Genomic DNA, 23,253 nt, shown 5'->3' on the forward strand with positions numbered 1-23,253 from the left:
ACCTTATTTTAGACATATAGTACCCATTCATATTAATATGAGTTTTTTTATACATTGAACGATTTACTCCTGAGAGATGATTAAAGGCGAAGACAATGTATTAATATCGTATAAGTAAGTTATAAAAAACTAGCTTGAACAAGCATAATAAAAATAAAGGGATGCGCGTTTATATCACTCCCTCTTTATAATAAAATCTATTAACTTGTCTGAATGTAAAGCAATGTATCGTCCTGCTAAAAAAAATAAGAGGACAGCACAATCAATTTTAAGCGTATCATCAAATTCAAGATCGCTTCTTATAAGAGGTGCTATATGTGCAATACATTGAGCTGGTATAAAAAATAATGGAATCATTATACATGTAAAGCTCAAGCCTAAAATATCAAAATTTCTATTCTCTCGATTATTTATATAAAAAGATAATTTTTGAGAATCTTTTTGTTTAGCTTCAATAATTATTGCGTTTATTCTACGCTTTTTAAAGTAAGCATCTTTTATCGATGTATCAAGTCCAAGTGTTACAATAGTTTGATATATAAATATATTAGTTAAACTCGATTCAATTTCGCTACTTAATCTATCGATTGTTAAATTTTTTTTATATATATTGGTATGAAAATTTTGTGGGCTTTCATCTTGGCCAGCTCCGTGATCAATTAAAAATTCGAGCGTCTGTATATTTGTTACATGGTATAAAACTGGCACACTATGCATAATACCTGTATCAATAAATAAAGACTTTAAAACTTTATGATTGTAAGGAGGTGCTAAAAATTTGAGCAATAATTCATCATTGTTTTCATGCAGCGCTAATTCTAAAATGTAAGGGTGATTGATAATATCGTGTAAGTTTTGATCTAATAAAATCTTATCAATTGATTGCGTTTTTAATTGCAAGGCAAGTTCATGGCCTAATTTTTCTTCTGCTTTGCTTATAAAATCCTGAAGTGAAGATTGTAGATCATCTGCATGCAGATCAATAATATCGTCAGTAATACTTTTATTTTCGAATAGTTCAGCCATGAAGTTTTTAAAATCTAAATCAAAAGTAGCAAAACTTTTTTCTAAAAAAGGGTATGAACTTTTATCAAAAAATTTTTGTAAATCATTTAGAAATTCTAAGAGATCTTGTTCGTAAATTTTTTCTGGTAAAGGTTTAAAATCACTTTGCGCTGGTGGCATACCATACAGTAAGATTCTCATTTCAGGAGTTGTTGCATAGTCAAAGGCTGTTTTGCCATTTTCATCGGTAACTGTTATATCTACGCCTGCTTCAAGTAATATGTGAGTCGTTTCTGTATCGTTTTGACGAATTGCATAATGTAAAGGCGTAAAGCCTATTTGATTTTCAGCAGATGAATTCCATGTGCGCTGTTGGTTAACATTGCAAACTTTTTGTCCTAGTATATAACGAAGAATATTTGGAGAAGAATTTTGAGCTGCACAATGCAAAAGATTTGTTCCATCAGGATATACTCGAGAAATATCGACATCTTCTTCTTTATGCAAAATTCTAAGAAGTCCAGCTTCATTATTTTCTATTGACCATGCCAAAAAAGGGCCATTTATAATAGATCTATCAGGTGTATCAATATTTGCGCCTTCATACACTAAATCTGCTGCTTTTTCATAGTTTTCAAACAGTAAAGCCGTTGATAGATCTGATCGTTTTGAAATAATTGTTGAGCTGGTTTTTTCTATTAATTCTTGCGCTTGGCTTGTGAACGCTGATGATATGAATAAAATTAAAAGCAGTAGGCAGTGATAATTTTTATACAATTTTAGTCCAATTCTTTTTTAGCAAGGTCTTGGCAAGCACAATCAGCAGCATTGACTGTATTGTTGCACATAAACCGATTGTGTAATTGCTTTAGTTTTATAAATTCTTCTTGTGGGATTGAAATTTTTATAGCGTCGTTAAATTTTTTGATCAAAGTGTTATATTCTTCTATTTCTTCAGGGCCCATACTTATTTGTGTTGTAATTTGAGACATGCGGATATGATGCAAATCATCAATTTTTGACATTTTTTCAGCACCCATTAATTTTTGTGCCTTTTCAGAGCATGTTTTTCTTAGGTTATTATATTCATTTTCTTTGAGTAATGTATTAGGATATGCTTGGTGTATAAAAAAATAATCTTTAAATAAATTCTGTTCTTTACAAAAGTCCTTAAAGTTTTCTTGCATGTAAGGAGAGCTCTTTTTAAACTCATATTGCAAAATATCTATGATATTCCCGGTTTTTTCTTGCGCTAGAGTCGCATTATTTTCTAATAAAAAACGACATCGTTGTACATTGTAATTTTTTACAGCGTAATAAAGAGGGGTGCATCCATAGATATTTTCAAAATTAATAGCAGTGCCAGCATCTACAAGAACTTGTGCAACTGCAGTGGTGTTTGCAAAATGAAGTGGGGTGTTTTCTTCATTTGTTAAAGCATTTACTTTTGCACTATGATCAATCAAAATTTGTGCAACTTCTTCATTATGAGCAAAATGCAGCGGAGTATGTTTAAACCTACCTTGAAGATTAACATCAAGACCCATTACAATTAATTTTTGCGTCAGATCAGGATTTTTTACAAAATGCAGCAAGCCATGGTTAAGATTGTTCAAGGTGAAGACATCTGCACGTAGATTAATGAGAAGACTTGCTATTGTAAGTTTATTTTGAACAACTGCATGCATTAAGGCTGTTGCTCCATGATGATCTTTTATTTCAAAAAAAGGAGGAACGAGATCTGTTTGATGGATGCTTGAATAGCACTCTAATAATAATACAATATCTGCATTATCGTAATCTACTGCATAATGCAAAGCTGTTTCACCTCTGTTGTTTTGTGCGCAAATATCGATGCCTTTTCTTAGAAGCTTACATGCTATTTTAAATTTATTTTCTTTAACTGCTTGATGTAAAAGAGTTTCTTTGAATTCGTTTACATTGTCATAGTTTGTTTGTTCGTCGATATGTGCCCAAAAATTTTCTTGTTGTTCTTTTCTTTTATCACCAACTCTATTGCTATCAAGAGGATCTAAGATTATTTCATATTCCGGGCAATTAAAATCAGTAGTTGCTTGGCAACTTGATAATGAGGGAATGTGTGATGTAAGCAGCCCTACTGTTATAAATAAATAATGAAAAAACAGCATATAGATTCTTTCTATGTTGTAGTTAAGTTATGAGCAATAAACTGACTGAGAGCATTAACAGTGATAGAACTTTTATTTTTAAATGTTAGATCAACATCTATTTTTCGGTGGTGTTCTTCTTGCTGTGTTATGTAAGCATTAATTGTATTAAGATTTGTTGTAATTTCATTGTCAGTTGTATTTTCACATGCCTTGAGTAGACGATTATCTATCGATGCTAAATAATTAAAAGTTCCTAAACATGCAAGCTGATAAAGCTGCTTAAATCTTTCGAAATCTTTTATGCTCATATGATTTCCTGTTAAAACGCATTGCAAAGATAGATTTCGTAAATATTGATATTCGATATCCTCTTGATAGGTATAAGGAAAAGCTGGGCATATATTTGTAAAGAAAGGTTCCAGTTTGTTTGTTTCTCTCATTTCTTGTATAAAGTTGTCTGCAAGATAAGAACGTGAATGAATTTTGTATTTTGCAATAACGCCTGGATTAACTATATTTTCATCAGCACCATGTTTTAGTAGAAGGTGGCATCGAGCTGTATTTAAATTTTTTATAGCAAAGTAAAGAGGTGGATTATTTTTATAGTTCTTATAATTAACATAAGCCCCAGCAGTAAGTAAAACTTGAGCAATTGCAGTTGTTTTTGCTGTGTGAAGTGGCGTATTACCTTCATCTGATAATGCATGAATGTTAGCTTTGTTTTCAAGAAGAACAAGTACAATATCTTCATTTGCAGCAAAATGCAATGGCGTATTATTAAATCTCCCTTGATAATTAACATCTAAACCAGCATTAATTAAATTTTGAGCAAGTGCAGGGTCTTGAACAAAGTGGAGTAAAGAGTGTTCATGATGATTGGTGGTAAATATATTAGCGCCAAACTTTATCAATAGTTCAGCAATAAAAGTTTGATTTTGTTCAACTGCATGAAGCAATGCTGTAGCTCCATCAGAATCTTTAATTTCTAAAAAACGTTGAAGAGAATCAGATGCATTTTGCTTGACTGCATGGTGTAATAACAAATTTATAATGGGTAAGTTTTTGTAGTCTACTGCTTGATGCAGCGCTGTTTGATGCCTCTTGTTATGCCTAAAAATATCAACATTTTTTTTAAGGAGTTTTGTTACTGCATCAATTTTATTTTTTTCTATGGCAAGGTGTAGTAACGTTTCGCCATGAGCATCTACCGTATCAATGTTTCCAGGTACATCAACTAATAATAATAGATCATTTCTTTCTTTGATTTTTTCACCAAGATTAGTGGCAGCTAAATAGACTTTACTAGAAGATTTATAAGAGTTACGGTTCTCAATGATTTGAACTTTTTGAGAAGGATCTTGTTTTTGCTTTTCTATATTGTCAATAGCTCTTTTTTTACAAGAATCAGCATTGTTATAAAGCGAAGTAGCTGGTATGAGAGGCTGAGTTGTTGAAGAGCAGTATGAAGAAGAAATACAACTTAAAGATAGAAATACATAGTAGAACAATGGCATTATAATCTTTTCGCGATAAAGAAGATCAAAAAAATAATATTAATGTATACGCTTAAAAAGAGACTTTATTTATAAAAATAAAGTCTCTTTTTTGTTTTTTACAAAGCTGATATATGTTTCTAATTGTACTTAAAAAGATGTAAATTGCTACGATAATAGAGATTTTATTATTGTTTAGAAATTAAAGTAACGATTTCAGTCGTTGCTTCTTGAATTTTTTGATCGAGAATATCTTGAGATTCTTTAAATTTTGATAAAACATAATCTGGCACATCTTGCCGATCAGTCGGTCGATCAACGCCAAAGCGTAATCGCAAAAAATTTGATCCACCAAAAGCCATCATAGATTTTAAGCCATTGTGGCCTTTTGCGCTACCATCAAATTTAAATTTAATTGCTCCAAAAGGTAATTCTAATTCATCATGCACGACAAGAATATTATCTTGTTTTATTCCTTGCTTTGCTAAATCGGGCAAAACTTTTCCTGAATCATTCATGAATGTCATTGGTTTTACTAAAAATAACTTTTTGCCTTGAATAAAAATAGAGCAAATTTCCATTTTGTTTTTTGTTTGCCAAATACCTTGGTGTTCATCTGCGAGTTGATCAAGAATTAAAAATCCGATATTGTGGCGAGTTTTACCATAAGCAGGCCCTGGATTACCAAGGCCTACGATTGCTTTAATTTCTAACACTGGAATCTGGTTAGCAACCATTATTACGCAGCTTTCTTAACAAGAGATGCAGCTTTTTTTTCTGCTAATTTAGCTTCATTACGTTTTGCTTCAGCTTTGTCTAACAAATCAATGATGATTGATGTTCTATCAAATCTATCGCTTGCATCTAAAAGAGCTTCTCTTGGGTGAACAAAATCCCAACCATACGTTGCTTTAGCAGTTGCAATAACATCTTTAATTTCTGATTCAAACGCAGCCATTTCTTTTTTGTAGAGAGCTTCAAGACGTTGTTCAGCTTTTTTAGCTTCTTGATTAAATTTATTAATCATACGTTCGCGCTCTGCACCTGTAGCTTCGATTTGGCTACGGATATCTTGAATTTCATCAATTTCTTTGTTGCGAGCTTCTTCAGAAATCATTTTTGATTTTGTTTCTAATGCTTTGATCTTATCATTGTAGCTGTTTTGTAATTGACCAATTAAAGCTTCTTTTGATCTAATATTTGCTTCCATAGCAGGAAAACCTGCAGTTGTAGAAGATTGTTCATCCATCATTCTTTTTTGAATATCTTTGCCTCGAATAGATTCACCAATGCATCTTTGTGTGCTAATAACAACCGTTACTGCAGCTTTTTCATCGTGTTGTGCCGTTGATGATGTTTGCTCTGCACCAGTTTGCATTGAATGGCCACTAAATAAAGTTACCAACGCAACTGCTAATTTTAATGATTTCATACATAATTCCTAACGTATATACATACTATAATGTTGACTCAGATTGCAGTTAGCTTAGCGTGTTTCAGTACCTTAGTCAATTTTTGAACATGAAAAAAACATGAAAAAATTAATGGGAATTGTTTGTGAAAGCTATGAGCAAAGTAGATGGTTAATGGTCCTTATTCCCCCCGAACCCTGTATCTACTTTGCATCATTATGAACTTTACTTTAAATATGTTTGCGATGCTTAATCAAGAGATTTTATTTATTTTTATATTTTTTGTTTTTGTATACTCATTTTAAGAGCTTACTGAAAGCGCTTTTTCTTAAAAAAATCAAATTTTATTTCTATACAAACTTTCATGAAAACTTGATTTTTTGCAGTGTCGTATGCATGACTAATAAAAAAGGAGTATAAAAATGGTAAAAAAAATGTGGTCTCCGCAAGATCAGGTGTTTTGGTATCTTAAACGTGATCAAGTTATTGCCTGCAAAGAAGATATGCAGGTTGATGTTGTTATTATTGGTGGTGGTATCGCAGGGCTTTCTGCAGCTCAAGCTTGGCATGAACGAGGTAAAAAAGTCGCTCTTTTTGAGCAATATTTTTGTGGTTCAGGTGCAACTGGGAAAAGTTCTGGATTTGTAACGCCTAATGCAGAGTTATCTTTTACCGATTTTTCAAATAAATATACATCAGCAGGGGCTGTTGTCATTTGGAATTTTATCACCAAAGGGGTCGAAGATATTCGTAAAAATATTTTAGATTTTGATCTTGCATGCGACTATTCTGAACAAAATACGTTAATTCTAGCAAGTACAGCACCAGCAATGAAAACGCTTGAAATTGAATATAAAAATTTAAGTTCATATGGGTATAAAACAAAGTTTTTTAATAAAGAAGATATAGAAAAAAAGATTACATCAACTGCTTATTTTGGTGGGATTGAATACGAAAATACCTTTGGCATGAATGGTTATAAATATTGCCAAGAGATGAAAAATAAATTACAAAGCTTAGGTGTTATGATATTTGAAGAAACACCAGTTATGAAAATTCAAGATCATGTCGTCATAACTCCGTATGCAAAAATTACTGCAGATTACATTGTTGTGTGTACAGATCGATTTATGCCAGAACTTGGACTGCTTTCCAAAGATGTGTATCATGCACAAACATTTTTAATGGCGTCTCAGGTCTTATCTGCCGAGCAAATACAAACTATATTTCCAGAAAAAAAATATATGGCATGGGATACTGAGTTCATTTATAACTACTTTAGAGTAACAGCTGATAATAGATTACTTGTTGGCGGTGGAAATTTTGCTACTGGGTATGCAGCGCAAGAAACTCATAATTACGCTCCGATTGTAGAGCAACTGACAAAATATATTACGCAAAAGTTTCCAGAATTAGATGTTCAGTTTGAACAAGTTTGGCCAGGTTTAATTGGTATATCAAAAGATATTGTACCTCTTGCCGGTTGTGATAAAGATAAACCCTATCTATTTTACGTATCAGCATCAGCTGGACTGCCTATTGCAGCTGGTCTTGGGCGTTATAGTGCAGAGCATTTACTTGATGGCAGAACTGATTTAGATGGTTATTTTTCACCGTATAGAAAGTTTCCTGTTTCAGGAATTGCACAGTCTATTTTAGGATTGAAAATGTCGTTTATTTTGTCGAATTTAATTAAAAAAAATATTCCATAAAATATGATGCTGTGTGAATCAAATTTGAAATAATCATAGCAGTCTATGATATCGCTGCGTTCATCACAGCAAGTATGAGTTGCTATAATTATTTTACGTTTTTTCAGTTCAAAAAAAGAGTTGATTAGCCAGCCTTGTATGCAAATCCCCGGAGTTTTATAAAAAACATAAGGCAAGCTTTATCGTAAAAATTTGGTGCATACAAGCTCGTACATGTAAGTAAGTTTTAATTGAATTTTCAGATACTATTTTTCTTCTAGATAGATATAATTAATTATATAAATATTTATCTAGAGGAATCATAGTATGTATAAATTTATATCGACATGTTTAATTGTTATTTTAATTTTTAATGCGTCAATCCAAACATCTGATATTGAGCATGAATATTGGGCTCAGGCAGTCCAAGATGAATCAGAAGACGATGAAAGTTATCAATCAGATGTACGAGAGGTGGCAATTAATACGACTCTTTATGTTCAATTACAGCAGTTTTTTACTCATGATGGATCAATCTATAACGGAATTGAGTATAGTGAATTTTGTAAAAAATATGGTCAGATTACAGATATATATATTAATAAGGCTTTAAGAGAGAGTAAATTAAATAGATTACAGCGAGATGATACTTATTCATATACCATAGTTGGTGAACAAGATGTTGATTTTTCAGATTCTTTGTATGATTGTCAAAAAGCTCGAGATACTTTAATTAACTTAGTAAATAGATATATAGATAAAAATTACGATGCTGTTCGTGCAGCATGCGTTGGAGTTCCGCTACAAGAATCTCGATCAAAAGTCGTATGGGCGCCTGGATGTTGTGATATTCAGCTTCACAAAGATTGCTTTAAACAGTGTAAGCAAAATAATATGCGCGCATGTTTAAATTCGTTTTGTGCAAAGCGTGAGTGGAATGCTGATTTTTATTGCAATGTCTTAAAATCATCTGCATTAAAAAAACATTATGTTCCTTTCGATTCTATACGAGATACAGATTGTCCATTATGTATGGAGCCGTTGCTAGTAGATAAAGCTGTAGAGCAAGCAAATACAACAAAAAAAAGAGATAATACGGATATTATTGATCATACTGCGCAAGCGAAAAAAACTCGATTTTTATAATAGTTTTTAAAAACAAAAAAGCTCTGAATGTATATTCAGAGCTTTTTAAATTTATATCGAAAATGTGGGAAAAAATTGGTGGAGGCGATGGGAGTCGAACCCATGTCCGCACTACCTTTCTCTACAGGTACTACATGCTTATTCTTCGAATATAGTCAAATATCGTCTCGAAGACAAAACAATATATTTAACTCTGTTTTGTGATATTCACGCTTTACAAAACAAATTAACCTACAGCGTGAAACCTATATTTTTATAATACGAGTTAGTTTGACGAATAGATACGTCGCCCTAACAAGAATGATCAAACAGGTTTATGCAAAAGCAAAGCCCTGAATTGATACATCAGCGTAATCGTTAGATTCTGCATTTATTTGTTTTCATCATTTGTTTTACGAGCACACAATGAAAGCTCGACATGCACCCCTAGCGATTAACAATACGTCGAAGCCAGTACGCCCCCACATTTTTCAAAGAAATTCTTTATACAAGAATTATAAAAACAGCATATCAGATTATGAGATGACGTCAAAAGGTTTCATTGTTTTTATAACAAATTTATTTGTATTTAAGCTGGCCTTTTTTGCTTGCTACAATAATCTCTTCGCTTAAAATAAGTTGGATATCATTTTCAGGTTCTTCTATTTCATCAGATTCTTCACGATGATCATACGTTTTAATACTCGCTGACCAGAGTAAAAGAAATATAAATATTTTTTTCATAATTGGTCCTTTTAGCATGAGTGCAAAAAGCATTGTAATTGCATGAATGTTAATCAGCTTTTTATGCGATAACTGTGAGTTTTCTTTTTAACTCTTGAAGAAACCCTATCATGATTGATATTGTCAGTCAATTGGGGTTAATGATTTCAGGATGCAATTATTACGCCTGGTACAATTGATAAAGAAAGAAGGTTCATGATGCAAAGTATCATGAACCTTCTTTCTTTACTTATATACGCTCTTGAATCAACTTTTTAATTGCAGCAAATTCTTCTAACAAGATATTATACATGTCTGCATTTTCACCTTCAAATGATGGCATAAGTGATAAATAAATCATTTTGCACTCAATGTCTTCAGGAGTTAAAGTTTCTTCATTGCTGATTTTTTTATACTGGTCCATTTCATTTTTAGGCCCATCAAGAAATTCTAATATATCAACTAATCCTCTTTCATCATCAAAAAATATATGTACATCTGCACCAGCTGCCAAAAGAATTCTTACTACCTCAACATTCGAGTTAATAAAAACAATAGACTTCCAATCTGGTAAAGGTTTATTAAAATATTCGTAAGCACCATAACGGTTAGTACGAATTTGAAATTGAAGCAGGCTGCTTAAAATTGCTATATGCAAAGGAGTATAACCAAGCAAATTTGTAGCGTTAACATCAACTCCAATTTCAAGTGCATATTTTATAAGCTCTAGAATTTTGCAACGACCTTCTTTAAAATCATGATGACTATAATTTGCCTCTAAATAAGAAAGTTGTTCAGAGTTAAGAAGCATTATTAATATATGTAAATATGTACAGCTTTGAAAATAATCAAGCTCAAATAGCGAAGTTTCATCAACCAAATCTTTAACTAAATCGTTAGTTGGCGTGAAAAAATTCATAAATGCTAGCTCATTACCAGGTATCATGATTTTTTTTAATTCTTCAATCTTGGTGTTGAGCAAAATATTACAAAATTCTTTAAAAAGATAATCGTCTTCAGCTGTGTAAAAAACTCCTGAAAAATTATCTTCATCAAATAAGTCATCGTTGCTTTTTGTAATATGCATTAATCCTGCACATAATAAAAAACTTAAAGTTATAATTTTATTTATTTTTTTCATATATCTATTTTTTTCGTGTTTATAATATGAATTAGTAGTTTATCTATCATACTTCATCGTATTACAATAAAAACATACAGCAACTGGTGGAGGGCTTTTTGAAAAATTACATAAAAAAAGCGGAGCTCATGTGCAGCTCCGCAAGGTGTGTGTATTTGAGAGACACGTTTTAAAATCTATCGTAAGTCTTTTATTTCTCGTTGTGTATCACGTGCTATATCACGCTCTTTAATCATCTCTTTTTTGCCCTGAGCTTTTCGGTGACGAGCAAGTCCAATTTCAACTTTAGCACGACCTCGTTTATTAAAATAGATGATTGTTGGAACAAGGGTAATGCCTTTCTTAGAAACTTCACCCATAAGTCTGTTGATTTCTTTGCGATGTAATAGTAATTTGCGGCTATTAAAAGCATTGTTATCTTCTTTAACATAAGCGTGAGAGTACAAAGGGATATTACAGTTAATCAAAAAAAGTTCGTTATCTTTCATCACAGCAAAAGCTCCAACAAGGGATGCTCGTTTTGCTCGAACAGTTTTGACTTCGTCTCCTGTTAAAACTATACCAGCTTCAATGGTACTAAAGATTTCGTAATCAAAATGAGCTTTTTTATTTTTAGCAACAATGTTCATAGACGCTTCTTTTTCTAACAAATTTCTTTTTTATACTACTATTATTATACTTTATATATTATGATAATGAAAATATTGGCACTACGTCAAAATATTTAGGTAAATTTATGAAAACAAAGATACTGCTATATGTTTTAATTATGTCTTGTGCTCAATTATCTTATTTGCATGCTTATATGGTATCACTTGATTATGAGCCGGTTGCAATATGTTTAGGAGCTATTACATTTCCTTCTTATGTTACCCCTTATGCAAATCTTTATTATAACGGCAAAAAATTATCAATTGATGTTGATACAAAAGAAAAATCTGTTGCGATCATTCCTTATTGCTTAGAAGAAGCAAAGTCACAGCAACAGTTTCACATCGTTATTTGTGGGGAATGTAAAATTTCATCAAAAGAAAATACGATTGAATGTTTATATGTTCCTTTAGATGTATCATATAAATTTTATACGCTTTCTGCTACGCGAGAATATAATCAAGATCAAGAGGTAGATGGCTATAGTTGGAAAGTGACTGAAAATAACCTTGTAGATAATAATACTATTCCTCAGTACGCGATCATCTTTTTATTTGATGCAGACCTTGTAGAAGGGCTGTACGTTAAAAGTTGGCCGCAAAATAGTAATGTAAGAATTTTGCCAGAAATAGTTATAAAAAAAACAGCAAGTCAAAAAGAGTTAGTTCAAGCTATGAATGCTTCTGCTGCGGCGTCAATGGACATAAATGGAATTCATAAACGCAATATGACGTGTATAAAACAAATTGATCAAAAAGCTGTCCTTTCACTGAAATCATAATTATGAAACGTCATCTTATTTTAGGTATAGAATCTTCCTGTGATGAAACAGGAGCCGCTGTTTACGACTCAGTTAACGGTTTACTTTCTAATGAACTCTATTCACAGGTTGACTTGCATGCTTGGCATGGTGGAGTTATTCCAGAATTAGCATCACGACTTCATATGGAAAAAATTGGTATCATTGTTCAAACTTCTTTAGATAAAGCAGGCGTAACACTTCAAGACATTGATACAGTTGCCGTGACCAGTAAGCCAGGACTTCCTGGAGCTTTAATGATTGGTGTATCTTTTGCTAAGGCTTTAGCTTTTGCTCAAAATAAAAAATTAATTGGTGTTAACCATCTTGAAGGGCATGTTTTTTCAGCGTGTATTGAGCATACGATTCCATTTCCATTTTTATGTTTAACTGTTTCTGGTGGTCATTCATCATTGTACCTGGTTACAGATTATGGACAATATCAATCAATAGGGCATACGATTGATGACGCGGCAGGTGAAGCTTTTGATAAAATAGCAAAGCTCATGAATTTGCCATATCCAGGTGGACCAGTCATAGAAAAACTTGCAGAGCAAGTTAATTTTCAAGATTTTTTTAATTATACTCGCGGCGCAATGGCAGGGCTCAATTTTAGTTTTTCAGGTCTTAAAACTGCAATTTTATATGATATGGTTAAACGTGGAGCCTACGATCTTGCAACCAAAACATTTTTAAAACCTGATGATATTGAATTTCAGCAACAAGTTGCAAGTTCTTTGCTTGTTTGTATGGGTGATATTTTTGAAAAAAAATTAGCGCTTGCGCTTAAAGAATATCCTGAAATACAAGCAATTTCTTTTGTCGGTGGCGTAGCATGCAATAAATATCTTCGCCGTAAGCTACAAACTTTTTGTGAAAAAAAGAAAATTCAACTTTTTTATCCATCAGGTAAATTATGTACCGATAATGCAGGAATGATTGCTTTTGTCGGTGCCTATAAAGCACAGCAAGATCAGTATAGTGAATTAGATTTATCGATTTTTTAGATGCTACTATATATTTTAGATTTTAAAAAAAGTCACCATGTTAAAAATAAGCATGGTGACTTTTTTGAGTTTTTTGATCTTAATACCTATAATGCCTCATGTCTTGGTAAGCATCTAAGGAGCATGAGTTCCAAAAGTTAGCGCTATAGGTCATGGTAAGTTGTTCTTGGGCCTCTATATTTCGTTGTGCTATCATCGCAATGTGCGACATCCCATCATGCCCAAGGATAGCCCATGCTTGACAATTTGAATGTTGCTCTCCATCATTAATGAATCTTATTTCGTTTCCATACAAACCTGCATCAACAACACAGCCTTTTGAGTGGTAAGCATAATAGATGTTTGTTGAGCGATCCTCAATTTTCTTTAATTGCCCAGCAAATTCTCCAATATATTGACCTTGAGCTATAGCATGTTTTGCAAATACACCATATCCGACATGATTGTTAATAAGTTTTATAGAAAGATCTGCCATCTCATTTCGTTGTATTTTGTCAGCAATAGTAGAATTTAATGTTGAGCAATACGGTGATTGATAAGGGGTTCTGTTGTCATAACTGTAGAGTAATGACCGGGTGTATGTTACCTGGCAAGCATTAAAAAATAAAGCTTTCTCTCGTTCTGTGTGAAATTCAGTTTTTTTTAAGAAGCGGAGAGCTTGCCAGCTGTTATTGTCTAGATCTGAACTTGAGCTGTGTGCAGATATTGAATTAAGAAGAAGGCTTACGAGTAACAAAAACTTAGGTGAATTCATAAAATATAATTATTTTTAAAGATTAGATGGAGATTCAAAAATAGAATCTCCATTGATATTTTTAATAATTATATCAGTTTAATTTTCATCAGCCAGTTCTTGATATGTATAAGATCGGCTATCCCAGTAATCAGGGCCATAACTTATTAAAAGTTGTTCGCCTTTTTTTATATCAGTTAATGCAGTATAGCACACATGCCAGAGATCATCATTCCCGATCACATACTGGACTTGACAGTTTGGGACGATTCCATCATTAATAAATCGTAGTTCATTTCCTTGGCTGTAACCATCTAATGAAACAGCTCCTCCATCTTCAGTTCGTATAGGATAAAACCAAGCGTAATCCTTGTTGTCAACAAGTGATCGGTCTTGTACGCTTCCGGTATACATGCCAATAAACTCATTTTCTGTTATATCTTTTTCAGCAAAGATTCCATACCCTACATCTTGCCCAAGCCAATGAATTGACGTTGGCACAAGTGTTTGAGCATCGACTTCATCTTTATAGTAAAAGCTTATTTCTTCATATTTGGTTGGATCTTCTTGGTACATAGAGGTTTGCCGAGCATCGATTGTTTGAGCTGGTTGGTAATCAAAAATCTCTTTTTTTAGATAATCAATACCTAATGTATTGAATAAATTCAATTTTTCTTCGTGTGTTGTAAATCTTTTTGTAGGAAGTTCATAAAACTGGTGTTCTTCTTCTTCTTCTTCTTCTTCTTCTTCTTCTTCTTCTTCTTGGTCGATTAAGGTATCTATATTTTCTTCATCAAAATCAAAGTCAGTATCATCTAATTCGGTATCGGATTGACTACTATCAAAAGACAATCTTGGTTGTTCTCTCCATGCATTTTGAATGATAACTGGATTAAGCTCTGCTTTGTTTTTACAAAAAAGGTATCCAAGCAAGCAAATGCTTATTAAAACTAAATTTCGTATGTAAATTTTCCACTCCATTTTTCACCCCTTAAAGCTCAATAGAAATTTTATTTTTTATATGTATACTTAAAAATTGTAAGGCTATTCTAGATGAAAATAATATGACGTTAATTAAATAATGAAAAAAAATTATGAATCACGACTCTTTTATCTTTAAAAATCAGTTAATTACAGCATTTTTTTGTTCGTTACTGGCAATAACAACAGCCATTATTTCAGCACCTGCTTCTGATACACCTCCTGTATTTGAAGTTCCTACGTTTGTTCCTCTTGATAAGTCTTACAAAGTCGTCATTGTTATTCCTGCTTATAACGAAGAAGAAAGAATAGAATCGACGCTTCATGCATATTTTGATTACTTTAGTAAACAAAAAAATCTCACAACAACATTTCTTGTTGTTTGTAATAATTGTTCAGATAACACAGCAGCAGTTTGTAAAAAAATTAAAAAAAGACATCGTCAGCTTGATTATATTGATTTGCAACCAGGAGGAAAAGGGTTTGCAGTAAAACAAGGGTTTTTAAAAGCTTTAGACTACGATGCTGATTTTATTGGTTTTGTTGATGCTGATATGGCAACAACGCCTCCATATTTTTATGAGCTCATTACAAAAATGAAGAATCATGATGGTGCTATAGCGAGTCGTTATAAAAAAGATGCTCGTATTTGGCCAAATAGACCTTTTATTAGAGAAATTGGTGGTAAATTTTACAACTGGGTTTTACGACATAATTTTCATTTAGATATTCGTGATACACAGTGTGGTGCAAAATTATTCACATACCAAACAGTTAAAGACATTGCCCCTCATATGCAAGAGAAAGGCTGGGCTTTTGATCTTGAGCTTTTGTATCTTTGTCAGATTTTTGATAAAAATATTATTGAAATTCCAACCACGTGGACTGATATGCCAGGAAGTCATTTAACAATTTCTGGTTGCTATAAAGAGTTTATATCAGCACCTTTACGTATAAAAAAACAGCAAAAAAAGTTAGTTGAAAAAGTTGCTTTAGAAAAATCTGAACAAAGACGCCAAGCACGTATACAGCAAAAAGCTGAGCGTAAAGGTAGAAAAAAAATGCCTAAAATGTTTGCGTAAGCGTAGACTTATTTCATAATCTTTACAAAGAGTTCTATTTTAAGTAGCTTAACTACTGGTGCAATTTAAACGTTAAAAGGAATTATGACATGCCTGATAGCTCATCAATCAATTCAAGATCACATCTTGCGTATGGACGCATTGTTAAAATAAGTGGAACTGTTTTGGATATAAAATTTCCACAAAACAAAGCCCCAAAAATTCATAATGAACTTGTCATAGAAATTCCTGCAACGGATACAACAGCAAAAAGATTAGCCCGCCTGGAAGTTGCATTGCAACTTGGTGATGATATTGTTCGAGCAATTGCTATCGAAAATGTCTACGGAATTAGCAGAAGCTTGCCAGTTTATGACACAGGGGCTCCAATATCTGTTCCGGTAGGGACTGATGTTTTAGGTCGTATGTTTAACGTCTTTGGTGATCCAATAGACGGTTTGCCTTCTTTGGATCAGTCTGAAAAATGGTCAATTCATCGTGACGCTCCATCATTTGTAGAACAAAAAATAGAAAATGAAATTCAAGAAACCGGTATTAAAGTTATTGATTTATTGTGCCCATACTTAAAAGGCTCAAAAGTTGGTTTATTTGGTGGTGCTGGTGTTGGTAAAACAATTTTAGTAACAGAATTAATTCATAATATTGCCAAACAGCATGAAGGTGTATCAGTTTTTGTGGGTATTGGTGAACGCAGTCGTGAAGGAAACGAACTGTGGCTTGAGATGAAAAAATCTGGAGTATTAAGCAAAACAGCTTTAGTGTTTGGCCAAATGGGAGAACTTCCTGGAGCACGTCTTCGTGTTGGGATGACAGGCTTAACCATGGCTGAATATTTTAGAGATGTAGAAAAAAAAGACGTATTACTTTTTATCGATAATATCTTTAGATTTGTGCAAGCCGGTTCAGAAGTATCTTCATTGCTTGAGCGAATTCCATCAGCAGTAGGTTACCAACCAACGCTTGCATCTGAGATGGGTGCATTTCAAGAACGTATTACTAATACAATTAATGGTTCTATAACTTCAATACAAGCGGTATATGTTCCAGCTGATGATATTACAGATCCAGCTCCAGCTACAACATTTATGCATCTTGATGCTAATACGGTGTTATCGCGTAAGTTAGTAGAGCTTGGTTTGTATCCTGCAATTGATCCTTTAGCTTCAAATTCAAAAGGTTTATCACCAGCAGTTGTTGGCGAACGTCATTATGCAATCGCACAAAAAGTACAAAACGTTTTGCAACGATACAAAGAGCTTCAAGATATTATTGCAGTTCTTGGTATTGATGAACTATCTGATGATGATAAAATTATTGTAAAACGTGCGAAACGTGTTCAAAAATTCTTGACTCAACCACTCTTTACGGCAGAATTTGCTTCAGGAATGCCAGGTCGCTATGTTCCAGTTTCACAAACCCTTGATGATTTTGAAAAGTTATTAGGCGGTGAGTTGGATCATTTACCAGAACAAGCTTTTTACATGGTAGGCAATCTTCAAGAAGCTTTTGAAAAAGCAGAAAGATTAAAGAATGAAGCTCAGCGTAATTAGTCCTCAGTCAATACAACAATATGCGATAGTTTGGGTAGAGATTAACACTCCTGTTGGAAATCTTGTTATTCAAGAAAACCATGCGCCCATGATTGTAGAGATTGAGCCAAATTCAGAAATTTTATTGATGCAAGAAAATGGTAAACAAATGTCGATTCTTGTTGTGCAAGGATTTATTCATGTGACTCATCAAGAGATTAAACTTTTGATCACGAAAGAAGCATGAAGAATTCTATTGGGCAAATTATATCCGGTTCGCTTAGTGAAGGGTTTGTGATGAGATTTTCATCGCAAACTGATATTGAGACGATTAAATCAGGAAAATTTGTTTGTATACAAGGGTTAAGTCATAGATTTTTTTCTATTATTACCGATTTGATGCTAGAAACTGCTCATCCTGAAATTTTACAATTTCCTCCTGATGAGGGAGAGGGATTGTTAAAAGAACTTTTAACAACAAATAGTATGTATGCAACAGCTCAGTTAAAACCTATGTTGATGTTAAATTCGCTCAATCATATTTCTCCGGTTAAAACAGTTCCTCATCACTTTGCATCGGTGTATGAAGCAACTAGAAAAGATATTGAAACTATCTTTGGTGATGAAAAAGATGTTTCAAATAACTATTTTAATATTGGAAATCCGCTTGATATGGATGCTCCTGTTTGTTTAAACCTTCATAACCTTGCTGAGCGAAGTAATGGAGTTTTTGGTAAGACAGGTACTGGTAAAACTTTTATCACTCGATTAATTTTAGCTGGTCTTATTAAATCAAATAAAGCTACGTGTCTTATTTTTGACATGCATAGTGAATATGGCTTAGAAGCGCGCCAAGAAGGTTCTGGGACTTTTGTTAAAGGGCTTAAAACGTTATTTCCTTCTAAAATTGCAATATTTTCAATTGATCCTGTAGCAACCCAGCGAAGAGGTACAGCGCCAGACGTAGCTGTTAAAATCCCTTATCAAGACATTCATGTTGAAGATATTATGTCGTTGCAACAAGAGTTGAATTTGCATGCAACTGCAACAGAAGCTGCATATCTTTTACATGGTAAATACAAAAAAGATTGGTTAGCAGTTTTGTTAAGCAAAGGTATTAATGCAAAAGAGTTAGCGGAAGAAATTGGAGCTCATCCAGAGTCAATTGCCGCTTTGTATCGTAAATTAAAGCATATTGAAAAATATTCATTTTTTACGCCAGATCCAGTTCCATCAGTTACAGATACAATTATTGAGTATTTAGATAAACGTAAATCGATTATCTTTGAATTTGGGAACTACTCATCAACATTTTGTTATTTATTGGTAGCTAACATTATTACACGTCGTATCCACTCAAGTTATATACAAAAAACAGAACGATTCTTAGGTACGAAAAAACCTGAGTTAGAGCCATCAAAATTAATGATTGTTATTGAAGAAGCACATAAATTTTTAAATCCTACTGCAGCAAGCCAAACTATTTTTGGAACTATTGCTCGCGAGATGAGAAAATATTATGTTTCGTTATTTATTATTGATCAGCGACCATCAGGAATTGATCCTGAAATACTTTCGCAAGTGGGTACAAAAGTTATAGCTCAATTAAGCGATGAAAAAGACGTTCAGGCAGTTCTTTCGGGCTCTGCGCAGGCAAACACATTAAAAACTGTTTTAAATTCATTGGACACTAAAAAACAGGCGTTAGTGATAGGCCATGCAGTTCGTATGCCAATTGTTATTGAAACAAGGACATATGACCAGATTTTTTATAAGGCTATGCAGCTTGATGCGTCTATAAATATTGAGAACGATCTTTTCTAAAAAAATTATTGTTACTTATTTTTATTAATTGAACGATAACGTCTTATTTTTTAGTTCTGTTTTCCTCTGGCAATAATCGTGACTTTTTCGCAAAAACCTTTGATACTAAAGTAATTAAGCCTTGTCATAAAATTTATAAAACAAATGCTTTTCAGGAATCTTGTATGAAAATTTATTTAAATTTATTTTTATTGAGTTGCTTGTTTTTTAAGCCGCACACTAATTTTTGTTGTGAATTTGAAGAATCTCAAGCAGATATAACTAGTATGTCGAGTTTAGAAGAAATAAATAAAACTTTTATTGAAGATAGCAACTACATGCAAGAGTTTAGTAGTCAGATAAAACAGATTGAGAGTGATCTATTTGAATTGAATAATAGAGTTTATGTACAAAGCTTAAAACGTCGGAGAAATGATATATCGCGAGTCAATCAACAGTATCAAGATCAACAAAGTCGCCTACCATTGCCTGGTGGTATTGCATCTAAACGAATAAAATTTGCTGAAGATAGTAATTTAAACGAGATGTTTATTATTGATCATACTTTGCCTGTTTCAAGCAAGAGTGATGTTGTTTAAATTTGATACTAAAAAATATAAATTGAACGATCTTTTATGAAAAAAATTAATGCTATTTTAGCTTGTATGTTTGCCATATCCGGTTTGATGTTTGTACGTTACATGCATACGCTGAAATCTTGTAAAGAAAACACGCTCATCGTAGGTACGAGTGCAGACTACCCTCCCTATGCAACTATTAATCTTGAAACTAATGAAATAGTTGGATTTGATATTGATATTGTTCGGCAGGTCGCTTGTAGGCTTGGTAAAAAAATTGAGTTGCGTGATATGCCATTTAACTATTTAATGTTTGATTTATATTTAGGTCAAATTGATGTTATTGCAGCAGGGTTAACCCCAGATGAAGATCGTAAAAAAGCTGTTTTATTTAGTAAGCCGTACTTAACAAGCGACCCACTTATTATTGTTACAAAAAAAGACCAACCGCCACTGAGCGATATTACTCAGTTGTATGGTAAATCAGTTGCAGTTAATACTGGGTATACTTCAGATATGTTTTTATCAAAATATTCAGAAATTTCACTTGTTCGTCTTAAAGCAACTGCAGATGCTATTATGGCTTTGCAAGCAAACAGTATTTATGCTTTTGCAACTTCGCAAAGTAGCTTGAGTCTTTTTTTAAGTACGCAAAAAACAGAACATGATTTTCAGTTTTTTACGATACCAACAACAGAAGATTCATACGCTTTAGCGTATCAAAAAAACAATGAAAAACTTCAACAACAAATTGATGATGTTCTTGATCAAATGGAGCATGATGGAACGTTACAAAAAATTAAAAAAAAATGGGGATTTGCATGATCGATTTTAATTTATTAGTGAAATATTATCCTCGATTATTGCAAGGTGTTGCTGTTAGCTTGCAAATTGCACTCGTGAGTTGTGCAATTGGAGCGATTATAGGCACATGCTTAGGCATTATTCTTTCGGGAAATAATAAAATTGCAAAGTTTTTTGCGCAAGCTTACGTATCAATTGTGCGTGGAACTCCCATGCTCATTCAAATAACAGCAACATATTTATTATTAAAATATGCAGGTTTTTCTATTTCAGCATTATGGTCTGCAACTATATCTATTGGCATTAATAGTGGAGCTTATTTAAGTCAAACTATTTTGACGGGAATTACATCTGTGAGCAAAGGGCAATTAGAAGCTGCTAAAACTCTTGGATTTACGCCAGCTCAGACGATTCGTTATATCATCTTCCCACAAGCTTTGCGCACAGTTTTACCTAACCTAGAAAGTGAAATTGTCACGCTCATTAAAGATTCAAGTTTAGCATCTTTTATTGGGGTATATGAGCTGAGTAAGCAGGGTGATATTATTATCAGTCAAACATTTGATGCACCAACAATCTATTTTGCAATTGGTTTGATGTATCTTATTTTAACAACATTGGTAACAGTTTTGATGAATATTTTAAACAAGAAGGTACATACGCATGCTTAGTATTAAAAATTTATCAAAGCATTATCATGAAAAAACTATTTTAGATGATGTCAGCTTTGACGTTCAAGCAGGAGAAGTTGTTGTTTTACTCGGTAAATCTGGTGTGGGTAAGTCGACAATTCTTCGTATTTTAACTGGCTTAGAAACAAAAGATTCTGGTTCTATTATATTTGATGGTCAACCTTTAGTAACTCAAAAAGTTGGTATGGTGTTTCAAGATTTTAATCTATTTCCTCATCTGACTATTGAGCAAAATATTATGTTGCCGTTACAAAAAGTTGCAGGAAAAACAGAGCAGGAAGCTCAAAACATAGCTGATCAATTGCTTGCAAAATATGAACTGTCAGCTCAAGCACAATTGTATCCCCATGGACTTTCTGGTGGCCAAAAACAACGAGTTGCCTTTGCTCGTACGCTTGCTATGCAACCACAATTAATTTGTTGTGATGAGCCAACATCGGCACTTGATCCGTTATTAACAAGTAAAATAGGTCAAGAAATTAACGATCTGGCACTACAGGGTTTAACAGTTATTGTTGCAACACATGATACTGAGCTTATTAAGCAAATTAAGTCGACAATATATTTAATGAAAAGTGGTAAAATCATAGAAAAAGCAACATCACAAGGACTTATAGACAATCCTGATCAATTTCCTTTCATTAAAAACTTTACACAAGGTGGAACATTTGATACAACTAACAACTGAAGATTACTATTTTTGAGCAATTGTATGTAGTCAGATTTGTTAAATTTTTTTGAATGTATATAATTTTGTTATTACAATGTCCCTAATCGAACAATACTCATGTATTGTTCACCCCCCTAACCCTTCAGCTTTTTAAGTTGAAGGGTTTTTTATTACATAATTTTTTTTATGAAAATAGTGACTCTTGAGTTGCATTGTCTTTAATTTGTGAGGGTAAAAGTTCTTCTTTAATAGGCTCTGCTACAACTGTTGCTTGTTTATCATAACCAAAAGCTACATCAAAAAAATCTTGAATAGCATCAATCATTTTTTGCCATGATGATCGATTAAGACTTTTTTCAGTGTACAGATTCATTTGTTCTGTTGAAAAATCTTTAAAGTCATTTAAAAACTGTGCTAAATCAGCAGACTTAATTTGAGTTGGATCAACCATCCACTGTTTTTGTAAAAGATCGAGCTTTTCTTTATATTCAGTTAGTTTTAATATTTGGACATCACTCATATTTTCGATAGCATCGCCCTCAGTAATTTTAGTAAAAGTTTCATTCATTTTTATTAAAGCTTTTGCAGATTTTATTGGGTCAGCTTGCCCAGTTCTTCTTGCATTATAATCAGCTACTTTGGTAGAGAAACTTTCAGTTGATGTAAATAAATCGAAAGGTGCTTGTTGTCCAGTTTCAACTGATTGTACGTTGTAAGGATCAAAGGCTTCATCTATTCGTATTGCTTGTATTGGTTCAGGTTGTACAGCTTGAATAGGTTCTGTTGGATCAATTTGAAATGATCTAATATCATGAGCAGAAGGACTCAGATTGGTAGCCTCTGGAAGGTTTGATTGAGAGGTAGAGTTACGTGTTGATTCTGATGCAGTCGATTCATGTGTATGTTTGTGAGCATTTTGTAAATCAGCATTTTTGGTCTCTGTTGCTTTGTGATCAGGTAGAGACTCTCTTTGTTTTTTACTTACATCTATTGTATGTTGTTCAGGCGCTCTTTCCATAGCAAAAAAAGTTATGTTATTACTACATAAAATTGTAAGAATAGATCCTATAATTTTTTTATTCATTATTTTCCTTGGTAATTTGATAAGCTTTTTTACTGTTAAATTGAGTTAACAATAAAAATTGATAAAAACAAAGAGACTTTACTATATAATAAAGTCTCTTCGTTGAATTTTTTATGAG

At 32.9% G+C, this 23,253-nt stretch carries 23 protein-coding genes and 1 other RNA gene; 12 read left to right on the forward strand and 12 right to left on the reverse strand.

The window, feature by feature from the left end; all coding sequences use genetic code 11:
• Positions 1 to 174: 174 nt before the first annotated feature.
• The 5 genes from C0J27_RS03485 to C0J27_RS03505 all read right to left on the reverse strand — a co-directional run bounded on the left by C0J27_RS03485 (position 175) and on the right by C0J27_RS03505 (position 6,062).
• Positions 175 to 1,782, reverse strand: coding sequence for an ankyrin repeat domain-containing protein (locus C0J27_RS03485; RefSeq protein WP_162801776.1), 1,608 nt, complete (start codon positions 1,780 to 1,782; stop codon positions 175 to 177).
• 2 nt (positions 1,783 to 1,784) lie between these two features.
• Complete coding sequence (locus C0J27_RS03490; RefSeq protein WP_115585800.1) at positions 1,785 to 3,155, reverse strand: ankyrin repeat domain-containing protein; 1,371 nt, start codon at positions 3,153 to 3,155, stop codon at positions 1,785 to 1,787.
• Positions 3,156 to 3,166: 11 nt separating this feature from the next.
• Positions 3,167 to 4,651 carry an ankyrin repeat domain-containing protein gene (locus tag C0J27_RS03495; RefSeq protein WP_115585801.1) on the reverse strand — a complete coding sequence of 495 codons (1,485 nt, stop codon included), beginning with the start codon at positions 4,649 to 4,651 and terminating at the stop codon, positions 3,167 to 3,169.
• Between the two features lie 167 nt (positions 4,652 to 4,818).
• A complete protein-coding gene (gene pth / locus C0J27_RS03500) occupies positions 4,819 to 5,367 on the reverse strand; it encodes an aminoacyl-tRNA hydrolase (RefSeq protein ID WP_115585802.1) in 549 nt (182 codons plus the stop codon).
• A gap of 2 nt (positions 5,368 to 5,369) precedes the next feature.
• Positions 5,370 to 6,062, reverse strand: a complete 693-nt coding sequence (locus C0J27_RS03505) for an OmpH/Skp family outer membrane protein (RefSeq protein ID WP_115585803.1) — start codon at positions 6,060 to 6,062, stop codon at positions 5,370 to 5,372.
• 402 nt (positions 6,063 to 6,464) lie between these two features.
• Between C0J27_RS03505 and C0J27_RS03510 the strand changes: the two genes are divergently transcribed.
• Together C0J27_RS03510 and C0J27_RS03515 are read left to right on the forward strand one after the other, a co-directional pair.
• The gene (locus C0J27_RS03510) at positions 6,465 to 7,754 is read left to right on the forward strand and encodes an NAD(P)/FAD-dependent oxidoreductase (RefSeq protein WP_115585804.1); all 1,290 of its coding nucleotides are present in this window, start codon (positions 6,465 to 6,467) and stop codon (positions 7,752 to 7,754) included.
• 306 nt (positions 7,755 to 8,060) lie between these two features.
• Positions 8,061 to 8,879, forward strand: a complete 819-nt coding sequence (locus C0J27_RS03515; RefSeq protein ID WP_115585805.1) for a hypothetical protein — start codon at positions 8,061 to 8,063, stop codon at positions 8,877 to 8,879.
• A 76-nt stretch (positions 8,880 to 8,955) separates the two neighbouring features.
• Here C0J27_RS03515 and ssrA read toward each other — a convergent pair.
• From ssrA to smpB, 4 genes are all read right to left on the reverse strand, one after another.
• Positions 8,956 to 9,342: a transfer-messenger RNA gene (gene ssrA / locus C0J27_RS03520) on the reverse strand.
• 95 nt (positions 9,343 to 9,437) lie between these two features.
• Positions 9,438 to 9,602 carry a hypothetical protein gene (locus C0J27_RS05695; protein ID WP_162801777.1) on the reverse strand — a complete coding sequence of 55 codons (165 nt, stop codon included), beginning with the start codon at positions 9,600 to 9,602 and terminating at the stop codon, positions 9,438 to 9,440.
• Between the two features lie 229 nt (positions 9,603 to 9,831).
• A complete protein-coding gene (locus C0J27_RS03525) occupies positions 9,832 to 10,722 on the reverse strand; it encodes an ankyrin repeat domain-containing protein (protein ID WP_115585806.1) in 891 nt (296 codons plus the stop codon).
• 176 nt (positions 10,723 to 10,898) lie between these two features.
• A complete protein-coding gene (smpB, locus tag C0J27_RS03530) occupies positions 10,899 to 11,351 on the reverse strand; it encodes an SsrA-binding protein SmpB (RefSeq protein ID WP_115585807.1) in 453 nt (150 codons plus the stop codon).
• Between the two features lie 107 nt (positions 11,352 to 11,458).
• On the opposite strand from smpB, the gene C0J27_RS03535 reads away from it, so the two are divergent.
• Positions 11,459 to 12,154, forward strand: coding sequence for a hypothetical protein (locus tag C0J27_RS03535; RefSeq protein ID WP_162801778.1), 696 nt, complete (start codon positions 11,459 to 11,461; stop codon positions 12,152 to 12,154).
• A 2-nt stretch (positions 12,155 to 12,156) separates the two neighbouring features.
• Complete coding sequence (tsaD, locus tag C0J27_RS03540) at positions 12,157 to 13,179, forward strand: tRNA (adenosine(37)-N6)-threonylcarbamoyltransferase complex transferase subunit TsaD (RefSeq protein ID WP_115585809.1); 1,023 nt, start codon at positions 12,157 to 12,159, stop codon at positions 13,177 to 13,179.
• Between the two features lie 79 nt (positions 13,180 to 13,258).
• On the opposite strand, the gene C0J27_RS03545 is transcribed toward tsaD, so the two are convergent.
• A complete protein-coding gene (locus C0J27_RS03545; RefSeq protein WP_115585810.1) occupies positions 13,259 to 13,933 on the reverse strand; it encodes an SET domain-containing protein-lysine N-methyltransferase in 675 nt (224 codons plus the stop codon).
• A 78-nt stretch (positions 13,934 to 14,011) separates the two neighbouring features.
• A complete protein-coding gene (locus C0J27_RS03550; protein ID WP_115585811.1) occupies positions 14,012 to 14,893 on the reverse strand; it encodes an SET domain-containing protein-lysine N-methyltransferase in 882 nt (293 codons plus the stop codon).
• Positions 14,894 to 15,006: 113 nt separating this feature from the next.
• Here C0J27_RS03550 and C0J27_RS03555 point away from each other — a divergent pair, with 113 nt between their 5' ends.
• From C0J27_RS03555 to C0J27_RS03590, 8 genes are all read left to right on the forward strand, one after another.
• Entirely contained in the window at positions 15,007 to 15,975 is a 969-nt protein-coding gene (locus tag C0J27_RS03555; protein WP_115585812.1) for a dolichyl-phosphate beta-glucosyltransferase, read from the forward strand.
• Positions 15,976 to 16,064: 89 nt separating this feature from the next.
• Positions 16,065 to 17,525, forward strand: a complete 1,461-nt coding sequence (gene atpD, locus C0J27_RS03560) for a F0F1 ATP synthase subunit beta (RefSeq protein WP_115585813.1) — start codon at positions 16,065 to 16,067, stop codon at positions 17,523 to 17,525.
• The gene (locus C0J27_RS03565; protein WP_115585814.1) at positions 17,506 to 17,751 is read left to right on the forward strand and encodes a hypothetical protein; all 246 of its coding nucleotides are present in this window, start codon (positions 17,506 to 17,508) and stop codon (positions 17,749 to 17,751) included. Before atpD ends, C0J27_RS03565 begins: the two co-directional genes overlap by 20 nt.
• Before the next feature lie 50 nt (positions 17,752 to 17,801).
• Entirely contained in the window at positions 17,802 to 19,328 is a 1,527-nt protein-coding gene (locus C0J27_RS03570) for an ATP-binding protein (RefSeq protein WP_252120562.1), read from the forward strand.
• Between the two features lie 164 nt (positions 19,329 to 19,492).
• Positions 19,493 to 19,906: a hypothetical protein gene (locus C0J27_RS03575; RefSeq protein ID WP_115585816.1), complete on the forward strand. Its 414-nt coding sequence runs from the start codon at positions 19,493 to 19,495 to the stop codon at positions 19,904 to 19,906.
• A 36-nt stretch (positions 19,907 to 19,942) separates the two neighbouring features.
• Positions 19,943 to 20,710, forward strand: coding sequence for a substrate-binding periplasmic protein (locus tag C0J27_RS03580; RefSeq protein ID WP_115585817.1), 768 nt, complete (start codon positions 19,943 to 19,945; stop codon positions 20,708 to 20,710).
• Positions 20,707 to 21,360: an amino acid ABC transporter permease gene (locus tag C0J27_RS03585; RefSeq protein WP_162801779.1), complete on the forward strand. Its 654-nt coding sequence runs from the start codon at positions 20,707 to 20,709 to the stop codon at positions 21,358 to 21,360. The genes C0J27_RS03580 and C0J27_RS03585 overlap by 4 nt, the downstream gene beginning before the upstream one ends.
• Positions 21,353 to 22,069, forward strand: a complete 717-nt coding sequence (locus C0J27_RS03590; protein WP_115585819.1) for an amino acid ABC transporter ATP-binding protein — start codon at positions 21,353 to 21,355, stop codon at positions 22,067 to 22,069. Before C0J27_RS03585 ends, C0J27_RS03590 begins: the two co-directional genes overlap by 8 nt.
• Positions 22,070 to 22,235: 166 nt before the next feature.
• On the opposite strand, the gene C0J27_RS03595 is transcribed toward C0J27_RS03590, so the two are convergent.
• Complete coding sequence (locus tag C0J27_RS03595; RefSeq protein WP_115585820.1) at positions 22,236 to 23,135, reverse strand: hypothetical protein; 900 nt, start codon at positions 23,133 to 23,135, stop codon at positions 22,236 to 22,238.
• Between the last annotated feature and the right edge of the window lie 118 nt (positions 23,136 to 23,253).

This window comes from Candidatus Chromulinivorax destructor (assembly GCF_003366055.1).
Taxonomy (GTDB): domain Bacteria; phylum Babelota; class Babeliae; order Babelales; family Chromulinivoraceae; genus Chromulinivorax; species Chromulinivorax destructor.